Raw genomic sequence first — 12,885 nt, forward strand, 5'->3', positions numbered from 1 at the left:
GTCGTCACGGAGGGTTATTGGTGAGACGTTGGTGTCAAGGGGCGCGCTCGAACCTGACGAAGCCCACGTACATTCCCATCCCGCAGGCGTAACGCAGCGGCCCCTCCGGATGGGCCGCGAGCCGCACCACGCGCTCGCCGGTGACGGGGAGCACGACGTCGCGGTCCTCGATCGCGAGCGTGCGCGTGCAGCCCCGGTTGTCCTTCGTCCTGAAGACGATTTCGACGGGCCGGCCGGCGGCGGCGACGGCGATGCCGGGCCGGAAACCCTCCGCGGTCGCCCAAACGGTCAGCCGCTGGACGCCGTCGGTCCCGGTGAGGGCGCGTCCCGCGGCGGAGGCGGGGGAGCCGAACTGCGGCAGCGAGAGGTCCGGCAGCCAGCCGCCGAGCCGCAGGCCGGAGCCGAGGGTGAAGAGCCCGGCGGCCAGGGCCGCGATCCCCGCCAGCGCGGCCAGCCTGGTCGAGGCGAGCGTGCGCAGCAGCAGCCCGAGGGCGGCGAGGGCGGGAGCCGTGCCGAGGGCGAGCCCCGCGAGCGCGGCCGCGCCTCCGAGCGCGGAACCCGCGGAGACGGCCACGACCTCCATGCCGATCGTGACGCCGCAGGGCACGAAGATCGTGGCCATGCCCAGTGCCGCCGCGCGCAGGAGAGTGGGGGAGCGCGCGCCGCCTCGCTCGGCTGTGTCCGGGATGTCGGGGGCGGACACCACGAGTCCGGATGTGCTGCCCCGTGGCGCGCAATCGTGCCCGTGCTCGCTCTGCCCGTGCTCGCTCTGCCCGTGCTCGCTGTGTCCGTGCTCGCTGTGTCTGTGCCCGCTGTCCGCGGACGCGCATCCCGGCGGGGGGCCGCTTCCGGAGGCGGGCCCCTTCCCTGCCGGCGCGCAGCCCGTCTCGCGGCGGCGGCGGAGCATCCGTACGGCGAGCACGACCACCGCGGTCCCGGCGGCGACGAGCAGCGCCGCGCGGGTGCGCGGGCCGACCTGGACGGCCGCGCCCACCAGCCCGAGCAGCGCCCCGAGGGCGGTGTGGGCGGCGAGCCTGCCGGTCAGGAACGCGGCCACCGGCGGAAGCCCGCGCGACGGGCCGTGCGGACTCCCGCGGGGGGAGACGAGGCCGATGAGGAGGCCGCCCTGGACCGCGGCGCACGACGCCGTGCCCGCGGCCAGGCCGGCGGCGAGGCCCCCGGCGAACAGGGCGGCCGGGTTCACGTCAGCCGGTGAGCGCGAGGTCGTCCAGCGCGCCGATCTTCGCCGCCTCCACCAGTGAGCCGAGCTGGTCGAGGCTCATCTCCACCTTCTGGCCGAAGTCGTCGGTGATGACGACCTGACGCTCTGCCGGGGCGGAGGCGTCCACGAACAGCTCGGGGCAGCCGCAGCTGCAGTTGCCACAGAATCGGGCGATGGACTTCACGCCATTCCTCCTCGTACGGCGGCGGCGGGTGCCTTTGCTCGCAACGTAATGTGACCGCATGGGGGCGACCAGTAACAGTTCGCTGACCGGGCGGAGAGAAGACCGCCACTCCTGCCGGACGATCACGGCACTCGGTTTCGCCGCGATTCGGATGAAGGAAAGTTGCAGAACCCTCACGAGTTTTGCAGATTATTGACCTGGACTTGGCCCGCCGCATAAGGTCCGGACAAGATCCGCAGAACAACCCCCCGGAGCGGTCAATGAAACGTCTGACAGCGGTCGCGGCGTTGCTCAGCCTCGCCGCCGTCGCGGCATGTAGCGGCGGCGGCACGAGCGGGAACTCCACAGGCGGCGGTGGCGGCGTCTACACCACGGTCGATATCAACAAACCGTCGCTCGACGTCAACGCGCCGATCAATCCGTGGAACCCCAAGGGCAACGCGTTCTGGGGCTACAACGCGATGAGGATCGCCTGGGCGAAGAACACCCTCACCGACCCGAACCAGTTCTATCCGGGCATCGCGGCGAGCTGGGACATCGCGCCGGACAACTCCTCCATCACCCTCCACCTGCAGCCGGGCAACAAGTGGTCCGACGGGCAGCCCGTCACCGCCGAGGACGTGAAGTTCTCCATCGCGCTGGCCTACACCCAGGGCAGCACCGCCTTCGCGGTCGATCCCGGCGCGGCCGGCGCCGCCTCGGACGTCGAGGTCGTCGACGACAAGACCATCAAGATCACGCAGGACATGAAGAACCCCAGCGTCACGTTCGTACGCGGGGTCATGGACGCCTTCGTGGTGCCCAAGCACGTGTGGCAGAGCGTCGTTCCCGCCGACTTCTGGGACACGCTCAAGACCGCCCGCGGCGACGGCCCGGAGGCGGAGGCGGCGCGCGGGCAGATCAAGGCGCTGTCGGAGAAGGTGCTCGCGTTCGCCCCGGCCCAGGACGTGTCGGCCGGGCCGTTCGTCCTCAAGCGGATGAACCCCGGCGAGGCGCTGCTGGTGAAGAACACGAACTTCTACAACGCCGCCAACGTCGCGCCCGACCAGCTCAAGCTGCTCAACACCACCGGAAACGAGCAGATCTGGAACTACCTGACCTCGGGCAAGCTCGACAACGCTCCGTTCACCGCGGTTCCCGCCGACGTGATGAAGCGCATCAAGGCGACGCCGGGCAACCAGGTCATCAAGGGCTACTCCCCGGTGGCCGTCTCGCTGGCGTTCAACCAGGCGAAGAAGCCGTACGACAACGTGCACGTGCGGCGCGGGCTGGCCTACGTGATCAACCGTGAGGAGGTCACGCAGATCGCCTCTCCGGAGGGCGGCACGGCGGCCGTGACCACCTCGGGCATCCATCAGAAGGCCGCCAGGGAATGGCTCGGCGGCGAACTCGACGCGCTGGAGCCGTACAAGCTGGACCCGGCCAGGGCGGACAAGGAGTTCTCGGAGGCCGGCCTCCAGAAGAAGGACGGCAAGTGGACGCTGGCGGACGGCAAGCCGTGGAAGGTGACCATCCACATCCCGGCGCCGTTCTCCGACTGGGTCTCCGCGGCCAAGGCCATCACCAGCCAGCTCACCGCGGCCGGCGTGGATGCCGAGGTGGTCACCACCGCCGACTACCCACTCTACCTGTCGGAGCTCAACGAGGGCAAGTACGACCTCGGCTTCTGGCTCATCGCGCTCGGCCCCGCGCCGTACAACATCTTCCAGCGCCTGTACGGCTCCTCCAACGGCTGGAACATCCTCGGCGGCAAGGTCAAGCACTCGGCTCCGGGCAAGGACGGCAACTGGATGGGCGGCCCCGAGACGATCGACGTCGAGGGGGTGGGCGCGGTCAACCCCGGCGAGCTGACCGCCCAGCTCAACAGCGTCAGCGGCGACGAGCAGAAGGCCGTCATCGCCAAGCTCGCCAAGGCGGCCAACCAGGATCTTCCGGTGATCCAGCTCTGGGACTACGTGAACACGCAGTTCGTCAACACCAACCGCTTCACCGGCTTCCCCGAGGACGACAGCGACCTGCTGCGCCAGCCCTCCGGCGTCTGGATCCAGCTCGGCATGATCAAGAAGAAGCAGTAGTCCATGGCGGTTCTCCTCCGGCGGCTCGCGGGCCATGTGGCCCGCGGGTTCGTCATGATCCTGGTCGTCACGACGATCAGCTTCCTGATCATCAGGAGCGTCCCCGGCGACCCGCTCGCGGCCCGCTACCAGAAGCTCGTCGAGCAGGGCATGGCCCCCGACGCCGCGCAGCGCGCGGTCGAGGCGTTGTACGGCTTCACGCCGAAGGGCGGCCTGTGGGAGCAGTACGTCGACTACATGGGCGGGCTGGCCCACCTCGACCTCGGGCAGTCGCTGTCCGTGCCCGGCGCGGACGTGTCCACCGTGCTGTTCTCGGCCGCCAAGTGGACCGTGATCCCGGTGCTCGCCGGGACGCTGCTGAGCTTCCTCGTCGGGGTCGTCATGGGCGTCTACGCGGCGATCAAGCGGACCGGCGTGCTGGGCGACGTCCTCGCGATCTCCGGCTCGCTGCTGCACGGCGTCCCGCAGTACGTGCTGGCGCTACTGCTCGGGGCGATCTTCACCACGCTGATCCCGATCCTCCCTGCCGGGGGAACGGCCGACATCGTGATCGACCCCGGCTTCACCGCCGACTACATCGGCTCGCTGGTCCAGCACGCCACCCTGCCGGTCGTCACGTACGCGCTGGCCGGCTACGGCGGGTGGATCCTCGCGATGAAGTCGAGCGTGGTCACCGTGCTCGGCGACGACTTCATCCTGGCCGCCGAGCTGCGCGGGATGAAGCGGTCGATCATCTTCCGCTACGTGGCGCGCAACGCGATCCTGCCGCTCTTCACGATCCTGGCGCTCTCGCTGGGCCTGCTGTTCGGCGGCGCGATCTTCATCGAGCGCATCTTCAACTACCCCGGCCTGGGGCTGATGCTCATCGACAGCATCAACAACCGCGACTACTCGCTGATGGGCGGGGCGTTCCTGCTCATCACGACGGCGGTCGTCGTCGCGAACATCGCCGCCGACCTGCTCTACACGGTCATCGACCCCCGGGTGCGCAGCGGAGGCGAGGCCGCATGAGTGTCACGATCGTGCCGGAGGCGGAGACGGGGGCCGCCGCGGCCGTCCGCCGCAACTTCTGGCGGGGCGTCTGGCGGGTCATGCGTCGCAAGCCGAGCCGGATGGCCGGGGCGGTCATCCTCGCGGTGTTCGCCTTCATGGGGATCTTCGGGCCGATGCTCTACCCCGACCCCCTGCCCCGCGACACGAGCGCGCTCTACGCCCCGCCGAGCCTGCGGCATCCGTTCGGCACCGACTTCGAGGGCACGGACGTGCTCGCCCTCGTCGTCACCGGCTCCCGGTACGTCCTGCTGACCGCCGTCGTGACGGCTGTCATCACGGTCGTGGTCGGCGCGGGCGTCGGGCTGTTCGCCGGGTTCCGGCGGGGCCGCTGGGACACCGTGCTCATGCGGTTCACCGACATGAAGCTCACGATCCCCGGGCTGCCGCTGCTGCTGGTGCTGTCGACGGTGTGGAAGTTCACCGGTGCCGTCGAGATGGGCCTGGTGCTCGGGCTGCTCGGCTGGGGCGGCGTGGCCCGGGCCGTGCGGTCGCAGACGCTGTCGCTGCGCGAGCGCGGCTTCATCGAGGCCGCCCGGGGTCTCGGCCTGTCCACGACGCACATCATCGGGAGGGAACTGCTGCCCGGCATGGCTCCGTACATCGCGATGAACGCGCTCATCGCGGTGACCGGCGCGGTCTACGCGCAGGTGGGCCTGTTCTTCCTGGGCGTGCTGCCGTTCGAGGCGAACAACTGGGGCGTCATGCTCAACCTCGCCGTCTTCGGCGGCGGCGCGCTGACCACGACGGCCGCGCTGCCGTACCTGCTGGCGCCGCTGCTGGCGATCCTGCTGCTCACGCTCGGCATCGTGCTGGTCGTGGACGCAATGGACGAGATCTTCAACCCCCGGCTCCGGGAGGAGTGAGCATGGCTCCCGAGCAGAGTCCTCCCGGTCCTCCCGGCGTGCGCATCCGCGGGCTGACCGTGGTCTACCGCACCCCGGCCGGCGAGCTGCCGGCGGTGTCCGGCGTCGACCTCGACCTCGCGCCCGGCACGATCACCGGTGTGGTCGGCGAGTCGGGCTCGGGCAAGTCGACGCTCGCGCTGTCGCTGCTCAACGCCGTCCAGCCGCCCGGCAGGATCGCCGCGGGCAGCGTCGAGATCGACGGACTCGGCGACGTCGTGGCGCTCGGCGGCGAGGGGCTGCGCCGAGCCCGCGGGCGGCACGTCGGGTACGTTTTCCAGGCGGCGCAGAACTCCCTCAACCCGCTCAAGACGGTCGGCAAGCAGGTGCTCGACCTGGGCCGCTCCCACGGCGTGGAGGACCCGCGCGGCCTGCTGGCGGACGCCCGGGACCTGCTCGGCCGGATGGGCCTGGACGGCGCCCGGGTGCTCGACTCCTACCAGCACGAGCTGTCCGGCGGCATGCGCCAGCGCGTCGGCATCATGCTGGCCCTGGTGCTGAACGCCCGCCTCGTCGTGCTGGACGAGCCCACGACCGCCCTGGACATGATCACGCAGGCGACGATCCTGCGCATCGTCCGGGAGGTCCACGCCGAGCGAGGGCTCACCACGCTCGTCATCACCCATGACCTCGGGGTGGTCGCCGAGGTCGCCGACCGGCTCGCGGTCATGTACGGCGGGCGGGTGGCCGAGCAGGGTCCCACCCGCGAGGTGCTGGCCGAGCCGCGCCACCCGTACACGCGGGGGCTGCTCGGGGCCATCCCGCGCCTCGTCGGCGACATCGGCGAGGCGCACGCCCTGCCGGGCCGCCCGCCGACGCTGGCCGACATCCCGGCCGACGGGTGTGTGTTCCGCGAGCGCTGCCCGCTGCGCATGGACGTGTGCGAGACCGGCCGGCCACCGGTGGTCGTCTCGGGCTCCCGGTCGGCGGCCTGCCACGCCGTACGGGACGACGACGGGGACAGGCCGGCCGTGGCCGCCGCGGCGGGGGAGGAGCAGGCATGATCAGCGGGACCGGCATCACGAAGACGTTCCGGCAGCGCGGCGGCGTGCTCGGGGCCCGGGAGGTCCCGGCGCTGCGCGGCGTGGACTTCGCGATCCAGAAGGGCGGCGCGGTCTCGTTCATCGGCGAGTCGGGCTGCGGGAAGACCACGCTCGGCCGGATCATCGCCGGGCTGGAGACCTGCGACTCCGGGGAGATCGTCATCGACGGCGTGGCGATGTCGTCGCTGAGCCACCGCGGGCGGCAGCCGCACTTCCGCCGGGTCCAGCTCATCCACCAGGACCCGTACTCCGCGCTGAACCCGACCCGCACGATCCACCAGGCGCTGGCCGCGCCGCTCGCGCTGCGGGCGAGGCAGACCGGCCGGCCGCGCTCCTGGACGGACGAGCGGGCCCGGGAGCTGCTCGGCCTGGTCGGGCTCGACCCGGGCTACGTGCTGCCGCGCTATCCCCACCAGCTGTCGGGCGGCATGCGCCAGCGCGTGGTGATCGCCCGCGCGCTCACCGTCGATCCCGAGGTCCTGGTCGCCGACGAGGCCGTCTCGATGATCGACGTGTCGCTGCGCCTGGGCATCCTCGCCCTGCTGAAGGACTTGCGTGAGCGGCTCGGGGTGAGCGTGCTGTTCATCACGCACGACGTGGCGACGGCCCGCTACATCGGCACCGACGGCGAGCTGTACGTCATCTACCGCGGCCAGGTGGTCGAACGCGGCCCGGTCGAGACCGTCATCTCGGCTCCTGTGCACCCCTACACGCAGGCGCTGCTGTCGGCCATCCCGGTGCTGCACGGCCTGGAGTCACCGGGCGAGCAGCGGGTCGTGCCGGTGGAGGCGTCGGCGGAGCACCCGGACGGCTGCCTGTTCGCACCGCGCTGCCCGTTCAGGACCGAGCGGTGTGAACGCGAGCGGCCCGCGCTCGGCCGCGACGGCGACGTGCCGCAGGAGCACGCCTGCTTCCATCCCGAGCGCCGCAGCGTGGTCGCCGTGCCGGTGAGCCGCCGGTGAGAAGTCGTTTCGGACGCGTACGGCGATCGGGGGAGGCCGGAGATGGAAACCGACGACAGGGACGAGATGACTGACCCACTGACGGGCCTGTCCACAGAGCGAAGTGATATCGACACAGAGGAAGGCGATATCGACACCGAGCGAAGCGAGTCGCACAGCGAGCGGAGCGAGTTCAACGCGGAGCACGGCGAGCTCTACACGGAGCAGAGCGATCCGCGTTACCGCGAGATCGACCGGCTCCCGACCGAGGAGATCGCCCGTCTGATGAACGCGGCCGACGCCACGGTGCCGAGCGCGGTGGCCAAGGCCATCCCGGCCGTGTCGGCCGCCATCGACGCGATCGCCGGCCGCATGGCGCGGGGCGGACGCCTGTTCTACGTGGGAGCGGGGACGTCCGGCAGGCTCGGCGTCCTCGACGCCTCGGAATGCCCGCCGACGTTCGGCACCGACCCCGAGCTCGTGCAGGGCGTCATCGCGGGCGGCGAGGCCGCGCTGACCCGGTCGATCGAGGGGGCGGAGGACGACCACGACGGCGGGGCGGCGGCCATCGCCGATCGCGGCCTGGGCCCGCTCGACTCACTCGTGGGGATCTCCGCCAGCGGCCGGGCGCCGTTCGTGCTCGGGGCGCTGGACGAGGCCGCCCGTCGCGGGGCGCTGACCGTGAGCCTGTCCTGCAACCCGGGGTCGCCGCTGTCGGAGCGGGCTGAGCATCCGATCGAGGTGGTCGTCGGCCCCGAGGTGGTGGCCGGCTCGACCCGGCTCAAGGCCGGGACCGCCCAGAAGCTCGTGCTCAACATGATTTCCACGATCGCGATGATCCGGCTCGGCAGGACGTACGGGAACACCATGATCGAGGTCTCGGCGGTGAACGAGAAGCTCGCGCGCAGGGCGACGCGGATGGTCGTCGACATCACCGGCGCCGGGCCCGCCGCCGCCCGGGACGCGCTGGAGGCGGCGGACTGGAACGTCAAGGTGGCCGTGCTGATGATCGAGCACGATCTCGGCCCGGACGGCGCCCGGGCGTTGCTGGAGGCCAACGGCGACCGGCTGGAGGCCGCGCGCCGCGCCGGTGGAGCGGCCTGACCAGTGGCCGCGGCCTTCCCCGGCAGGAGGGATCGCCCAGCCGGGCGGCGGGCGCTTCGAGGCGGCCGCGCTCTCGCGGAACCGGCGGGGCGGCCTGAGCGCGGAGGGTCAGGCCGAGCGGGCGCGGCGGTGGGCGTCGCCGAGGTAGTCGGCGAGCGCGTCGCGGGTCGCGCGTAAGGCGGCGTCGGAGGTGTCGAACGTGCGCTGCGCGACGCCGACGAAGACGCAGTCGACGATGAGCAACTGGCTGATCCGGCTGGCCAGCGCGCCCGGGCGGAACGCCGTCTCGCGCCCGGCGGAGACCAGGACGTGGTCGGCGAGTCCGGCGAGCGACGAGCGGGGGTTGTTCGTGATCGCCACGACCGTCGCGCCGGCCTTGCGGGCGACCCGCGCCGGGCCGAGCACGTCGGGCGTCTCGCCGGTGCAGCTCACCCCGACCGCCACGTCTCCCTCGCGGAGCAGCGCGGCGCTGGTGAGCGCGAGGTGCGCGTCGGTGAAGTAGTGGCCGGGCAGCCCGATCCGCATCAGCTTCTGCGCCATGTCGGCCGCGACGAGGCCGGAGGCGCCCACGCCGTAGACGTCCACGCGGCGGGCGCCGGCGACGGCGTCCACCACCGCGCCGAGCCCGTCGGGATTGAGCTGGGCCGCCGTGTCGGCGAGCGCCTGCGACTCGGCCCGGGTGACCTTGGCGATCACGTCGGTCAGGGGGTCGTCCGGGGCGAGGTCGCCGGGCACGAGCCGCTCGGGGGTGTCCCTGGCCACGGCCGCCGCCAGGGCGAACCGCAGCTGGGAGTAGCCGGCGAAGCCCAGCGCCCGTGCGGTCCGCACGATCGTCGCCTCGCTGATCCCCGAGACCGCGCTGATCTCCGTGATGGTGCTGCGGGCCACCATGGCGGGGTCGTCGAGGATGAGGCGCGCGATGGTCTGGGCGGCGGGGGTGAGCGAGGGCAGCACCGCACGCACCGTCGCGATCGGGTTGACCGGTGCGGCGCCCTCGTTCTCATTCATCACGTGCAGCCTCTCCTGTGCGCGATCAGCTTAGATCCACGCGCCCCGCCGGTGCGGGACAACGGGACCAGAAGTCCACATGTCGAGATATGTACGGCGTGACCTGGACGCCCGCCGTCGTCTCCCATGAGGACCTCCTGGGGCAGATTACACGTCGATGACACTTTCTTTTATCCGCATTGATCTGAAGGTAAGTTTCTGCCAGTGTCGTGATCGCCGCATCCCCCCGGCTTTCGGAGGTCCGATTGAGCTCCCCCTCCCGGCGTGCCGTGCTGCGCGGCCTGGCCCTCGCCGCCGCGGCGTCGAGCGTCCCGCTGCCGGCCCTCGCCGCATCCCCCGCTTCCGCCTTCTCCGCCTCTCCCGCCGGGTACGTCCCGCCGCTGCGCCAGATGCGCGGCATGTGGATCGCCTCGGTCGTCAACATCAACTGGCCGTCGAAGCCCGGGCTGTCCGCAGAGCAGCAGCAGGCCGAGTTCACGGCGTGGCTCGACCTGGCCGTGGCACGCCGGCTCAACTCCGTGTTCGTGCAGATCAGGCCGACCGCCGACGCCTTCTGGCCGTCGCCGTACGAGCCGTGGTCGCAGTACCTCACGGGGGTCCAGGGGCAGGACCCGGGCTATGACCCGCTGGGCTTCGCCGTCGAGGCGGCCCACCGGCGGGGGCTCACGTTCCACGCCTGGTTCAACCCCTACCGCGTGTCCATGCAGGCGGACCCGGCCAAGCTGCACCCCGACCACCCAGGCCGCCGCCATCCCGAATGGATCGTCTCGTACGGCGGGAAGCTCTACTACAACCCCGGCATCCCGGAGGTCCGCGCGTTCGTGCAGGACGCGATGATGGACGCCGTCACCCGCTACGACATCGACGGCCTGCACTTCGACGACTACTTCTACCCGGTCAACACCACGGCGTTCGACGACAGCGCCGCCTACGCGGCGTACGGCGCGGGCTTCCCCGACCTCGCCGCCTGGCGGCGCAACAACGTGGACCTGCTCGTGCGGGAGATGCAGCAGCGCGTACGGCAGGCCAAGCCCGAGGTCGCCTGGGGCATCAGCCCGTCGGGCATCTGGCGCAACAAGGCCACCGACCCCCTCGGCTCCGACACCAGCGGCGGGCAGTCGTACGACAACCTGCACGCCGACACCCGCGGGTGGGTGAAGAAGGGCTGGCTCGACTACATCGCGCCGCAGCTGTACTGGTACATCGGCCAGTCGAACGCCGACTACGCCAAGCTCGTCCCCTGGTGGTCCGACGTGGCCGCGGGCACCGGCGTGCAGCTGTGGATCGGCCAGGCGGCGTACAAGGCGGGCGCGGCGGGGCAGCCCACCGAATGGTTCCAGCCCGATGAGCTGACCCGGCACCTCACGCTCAACCGCGACCATCCGGAGGTCGGCGGGGACATCTGGTACAACGCGGCCGACGTCCGCGACGACCGGCTCGGGTCGATCGGTGCGGTGGTGAGCGGGCACTACACGCGTCCGGCGCTCGCGCCGCTGCTGCCCAGGCTCGCGGGCGGCGAGCCGCCCCGCCGTCCCGTGCTCGCCTCGGCCCGCCGCGTGAGCGGGGGCGTGGAGCTGCACGTCGAGGCCACCGGGCCCCGCGCCCCGTTCCAGTTCGCCGTCTTCCGGTTCGACCGGCCCGCCCGCCGGCAGGACTTCGCCGACGCGGCGCACCTGGTCGCGGTCGTCCCGGCGGGCAGGCACGTCCGCTGGGTGGACCCGGACGGCGCGCCCGGCCACCGCTACCACGTCACGGCCGTCGACCGGGCGTCCCGGCAGAGCGAGCCGAGCCAGGAACGCAGGGTCCACTGAGCAGGGTCCATTGAGCAGGGTCCATTGAGCAGGGTGCATTAAGCAGGGTGTATCGAGCGCCGGTCCGCACGGTCAGGCGGTGCGGGCCGTGGCGTCACGGCGTCAGCGGGCGTCAGCGGGCGGGCGTGAGCTCGGCGAGGTGGGCGTTGAGGGCCTTCCACGCCTGCCATGCCCGCGTCGCCCCGAACTGCGCGGTGAAGCGCAGCACGGCCCGCACGTCCTCGTGTGTGGCGCCGGCCCCCAGGGCGCGGCCCACGTGGATGCGGAACGTCTCGTCCAGCGTCTGGTAGTGCACGTCGATGCTCATCGTCATGAACGCCCGCTCGCGGACGCTCAATGTGCCCGGACCCTGGACGCCCCGCATCCGCGACTGAAGGTCGAAGTACTCCAGGAAGTACGGGTCGAGCTCGGTCAGCTCGGCCCGCACCGGCTCGGGCAGCGGGGTCGGAGCCGCGCCCGGACCGGTCTCCAGCAGTTCCCGGGGCAGCGGTTCGGCGTCCGGACGGGGCAGCCCGGCCGCGGCCTCGATCTCGGCGAGCCGCTCCAGCGCGGCCAGCGCCGCGACATACCCGCTGTCGTAGGAGATCAGGCGCAGCAGCGCGCGCATGTCCGCGGTGGAGACGCCGCGCCGCAGGCCCGCGCGGACGTGCATCTCGAACGGGAACCCGAGGGCCGGCTGGCAGACGTCCGCCACCAGGGCCAGGAACACCTTCTCGCGGTCGGTCAGCTCGGGCACCGCCCAGCAGTGTCCGACGCTGGCGGACGCCATCTGGGCGAACACCGGGTCCATCTCGTTGATCGTGTGGAAGTCCGTAGAAGTGTGGACGGTCACAGGAATCGCTCCTTTGGTGAACAGCTGTAGCGCTACGACTGTAGCGTGATGGTCGTCCTCGTACAATAGGCCGGTCATGGAAGCCACCACGCCCCCGACTCCCGCCGCCCGCCGTCGTCCGAACGCGCGGGGGCAGGGCGAGCGGCTGCGCGAGGAGATCGTCGCGGCGGCCATGCGCATGCTCGACGACCTCGCCGACGACGAGGCGCTGTCGCTGCGGGCCGTGGCGCGCGAGGTGTCGATCGCGGCCACCTCGGTCTACCTGCACTTTCCCGACCGTGACGCGCTCGTGCTCGCGGTTCTGCGGCGCTGTCACGAGGAACTGGTGCGGGCCGGCGACGAGGCGGACGCGGCGCACGAGGCCCCCGCGGCGCGGCTGCGGGCACGGATCCTCGCGCAGGCCGCCTGGGCGCACGAGCATCCGGGCCTTTACAAGGTGCTGCACGAGAGCGCGGTCCACCGCAGGCTCGGCATGCCGTTCAAGGAGGTGCTGGTCGCCAGGACCACGGAGGCGGTCCAGCGCTGCATGGACGCCGGGGTCGCCCCGCGCGACGACGCGGCGACGGTCGCGATCGACCTGCGCACGGCGGTGAACGGCATGCTGTCGCAGCGGATCAACGAGCCCGACCTGCCCTGGCCGCCCGCCGAAGAGCAGATCGACCGTTTCCTCACCAAGCTCGTCGGCCTCCCGCCAAGAGCCGGCTGAAGAA

Annotated in this window: 12 protein-coding genes; 8 read left to right on the forward strand and 4 right to left on the reverse strand. The window is 71.6% G+C overall.

The window, feature by feature from the left end; genetic code table 11:
- Positions 1-34: 34 nt before the first annotated feature.
- Entirely contained in the window at positions 35-1,204 is a 1,170-nt protein-coding gene (locus tag ABZ857_RS32985) for a sulfite exporter TauE/SafE family protein (protein ID WP_357050925.1), read from the reverse strand.
- A 1-nt stretch (position 1,205) separates the two neighbouring features.
- Positions 1,206-1,406, reverse strand: a complete 201-nt coding sequence (locus ABZ857_RS32990) for a hypothetical protein (RefSeq protein ID WP_357050928.1) — start codon at positions 1,404-1,406, stop codon at positions 1,206-1,208.
- A gap of 260 nt (positions 1,407-1,666) precedes the next feature.
- Between ABZ857_RS32990 and ABZ857_RS32995 the strand changes: the two genes are divergently transcribed.
- From ABZ857_RS32995 to murQ, 6 genes are all read left to right on the forward strand, one after another.
- Complete coding sequence (locus tag ABZ857_RS32995) at positions 1,667-3,481, forward strand: ABC transporter substrate-binding protein (protein ID WP_357050930.1); 1,815 nt, start codon at positions 1,667-1,669, stop codon at positions 3,479-3,481.
- 3 nt (positions 3,482-3,484) lie between these two features.
- The gene (locus ABZ857_RS33000) at positions 3,485-4,492 is read left to right on the forward strand and encodes an ABC transporter permease (RefSeq protein WP_357050933.1); all 1,008 of its coding nucleotides are present in this window, start codon (positions 3,485-3,487) and stop codon (positions 4,490-4,492) included.
- Positions 4,489-5,397 (forward strand): ABC transporter permease, encoded by a 909-nt coding sequence (locus ABZ857_RS33005; protein WP_357050936.1) that lies wholly within the window; start codon positions 4,489-4,491, stop codon positions 5,395-5,397. Before ABZ857_RS33000 ends, ABZ857_RS33005 begins: the two co-directional genes overlap by 4 nt.
- Positions 5,398-5,399: 2 nt before the next feature.
- Complete coding sequence (locus ABZ857_RS33010; RefSeq protein ID WP_357050939.1) at positions 5,400-6,440, forward strand: ABC transporter ATP-binding protein; 1,041 nt, start codon at positions 5,400-5,402, stop codon at positions 6,438-6,440.
- Positions 6,437-7,441, forward strand: a complete 1,005-nt coding sequence (locus tag ABZ857_RS33015) for an ABC transporter ATP-binding protein (RefSeq protein ID WP_357050942.1) — start codon at positions 6,437-6,439, stop codon at positions 7,439-7,441. The genes ABZ857_RS33010 and ABZ857_RS33015 overlap by 4 nt, the downstream gene beginning before the upstream one ends.
- A 66-nt stretch (positions 7,442-7,507) precedes the next feature.
- A complete protein-coding gene (gene murQ, locus ABZ857_RS33020) occupies positions 7,508-8,524 on the forward strand; it encodes an N-acetylmuramic acid 6-phosphate etherase (RefSeq protein ID WP_357050945.1) in 1,017 nt (338 codons plus the stop codon).
- 108 nt (positions 8,525-8,632) lie between these two features.
- On the opposite strand, the gene ABZ857_RS33025 is transcribed toward murQ, so the two are convergent.
- A complete protein-coding gene (locus tag ABZ857_RS33025; protein WP_357050948.1) occupies positions 8,633-9,532 on the reverse strand; it encodes a MurR/RpiR family transcriptional regulator in 900 nt (299 codons plus the stop codon).
- A 245-nt stretch (positions 9,533-9,777) separates the two neighbouring features.
- Between ABZ857_RS33025 and ABZ857_RS33030 the strand changes: the two genes are divergently transcribed.
- Complete coding sequence (locus ABZ857_RS33030) at positions 9,778-11,343, forward strand: family 10 glycosylhydrolase (RefSeq protein WP_357050951.1); 1,566 nt, start codon at positions 9,778-9,780, stop codon at positions 11,341-11,343.
- Positions 11,344-11,455: 112 nt separating this feature from the next.
- Here ABZ857_RS33030 and ABZ857_RS33035 read toward each other — a convergent pair whose 3' ends face one another.
- Entirely contained in the window at positions 11,456-12,175 is a 720-nt protein-coding gene (locus ABZ857_RS33035) for a carboxymuconolactone decarboxylase family protein (RefSeq protein ID WP_357050954.1), read from the reverse strand.
- A 76-nt stretch (positions 12,176-12,251) separates the two neighbouring features.
- Between ABZ857_RS33035 and ABZ857_RS33040 the strand changes: the two genes are divergently transcribed.
- Positions 12,252-12,881, forward strand: coding sequence for a TetR/AcrR family transcriptional regulator (locus ABZ857_RS33040; protein ID WP_357050957.1), 630 nt, complete (start codon positions 12,252-12,254; stop codon positions 12,879-12,881).
- Positions 12,882-12,885 lie beyond the last annotated feature (4 nt).

This window comes from Microbispora sp. NPDC046933, from assembly GCF_040644635.1.
Lineage (GTDB): Bacteria > Actinomycetota > Actinomycetes > Streptosporangiales > Streptosporangiaceae > Microbispora.

What these genes read in the sequence shown, in the direction of transcription:
- ABZ857_RS32995 (WP_357050930.1), top strand. Translation starts at nt 1,667, where the DNA reads ATGAAACGTCTGACAGCGGTCGCGGCGTTGCTCAGCCTCGCCGCCGTC.
- ABZ857_RS33000 (WP_357050933.1), top strand. Translation starts at nt 3,485, where the DNA reads ATGGCGGTTCTCCTCCGGCGGCTCGCGGGCCATGTGGCCCGCGGGTTC.
- ABZ857_RS33005 (WP_357050936.1), top strand. Translation starts at nt 4,489, where the DNA reads ATGAGTGTCACGATCGTGCCGGAGGCGGAGACGGGGGCCGCCGCGGCC.
- ABZ857_RS33010 (WP_357050939.1), top strand. Translation starts at nt 5,400, where the DNA reads ATGGCTCCCGAGCAGAGTCCTCCCGGTCCTCCCGGCGTGCGCATCCGC.
- ABZ857_RS33015 (WP_357050942.1), top strand. Translation starts at nt 6,437, where the DNA reads ATGATCAGCGGGACCGGCATCACGAAGACGTTCCGGCAGCGCGGCGGC.
- murQ (WP_357050945.1), top strand. Translation starts at nt 7,508, where the DNA reads ATGACTGACCCACTGACGGGCCTGTCCACAGAGCGAAGTGATATCGAC.
- ABZ857_RS33025 (WP_357050948.1), bottom strand. Translation starts at nt 9,532, where the DNA reads ATGAATGAGAACGAGGGCGCCGCACCGGTCAACCCGATCGCGACGGTG.
- ABZ857_RS33040 (WP_357050957.1), top strand. Translation starts at nt 12,252, where the DNA reads ATGGAAGCCACCACGCCCCCGACTCCCGCCGCCCGCCGTCGTCCGAAC.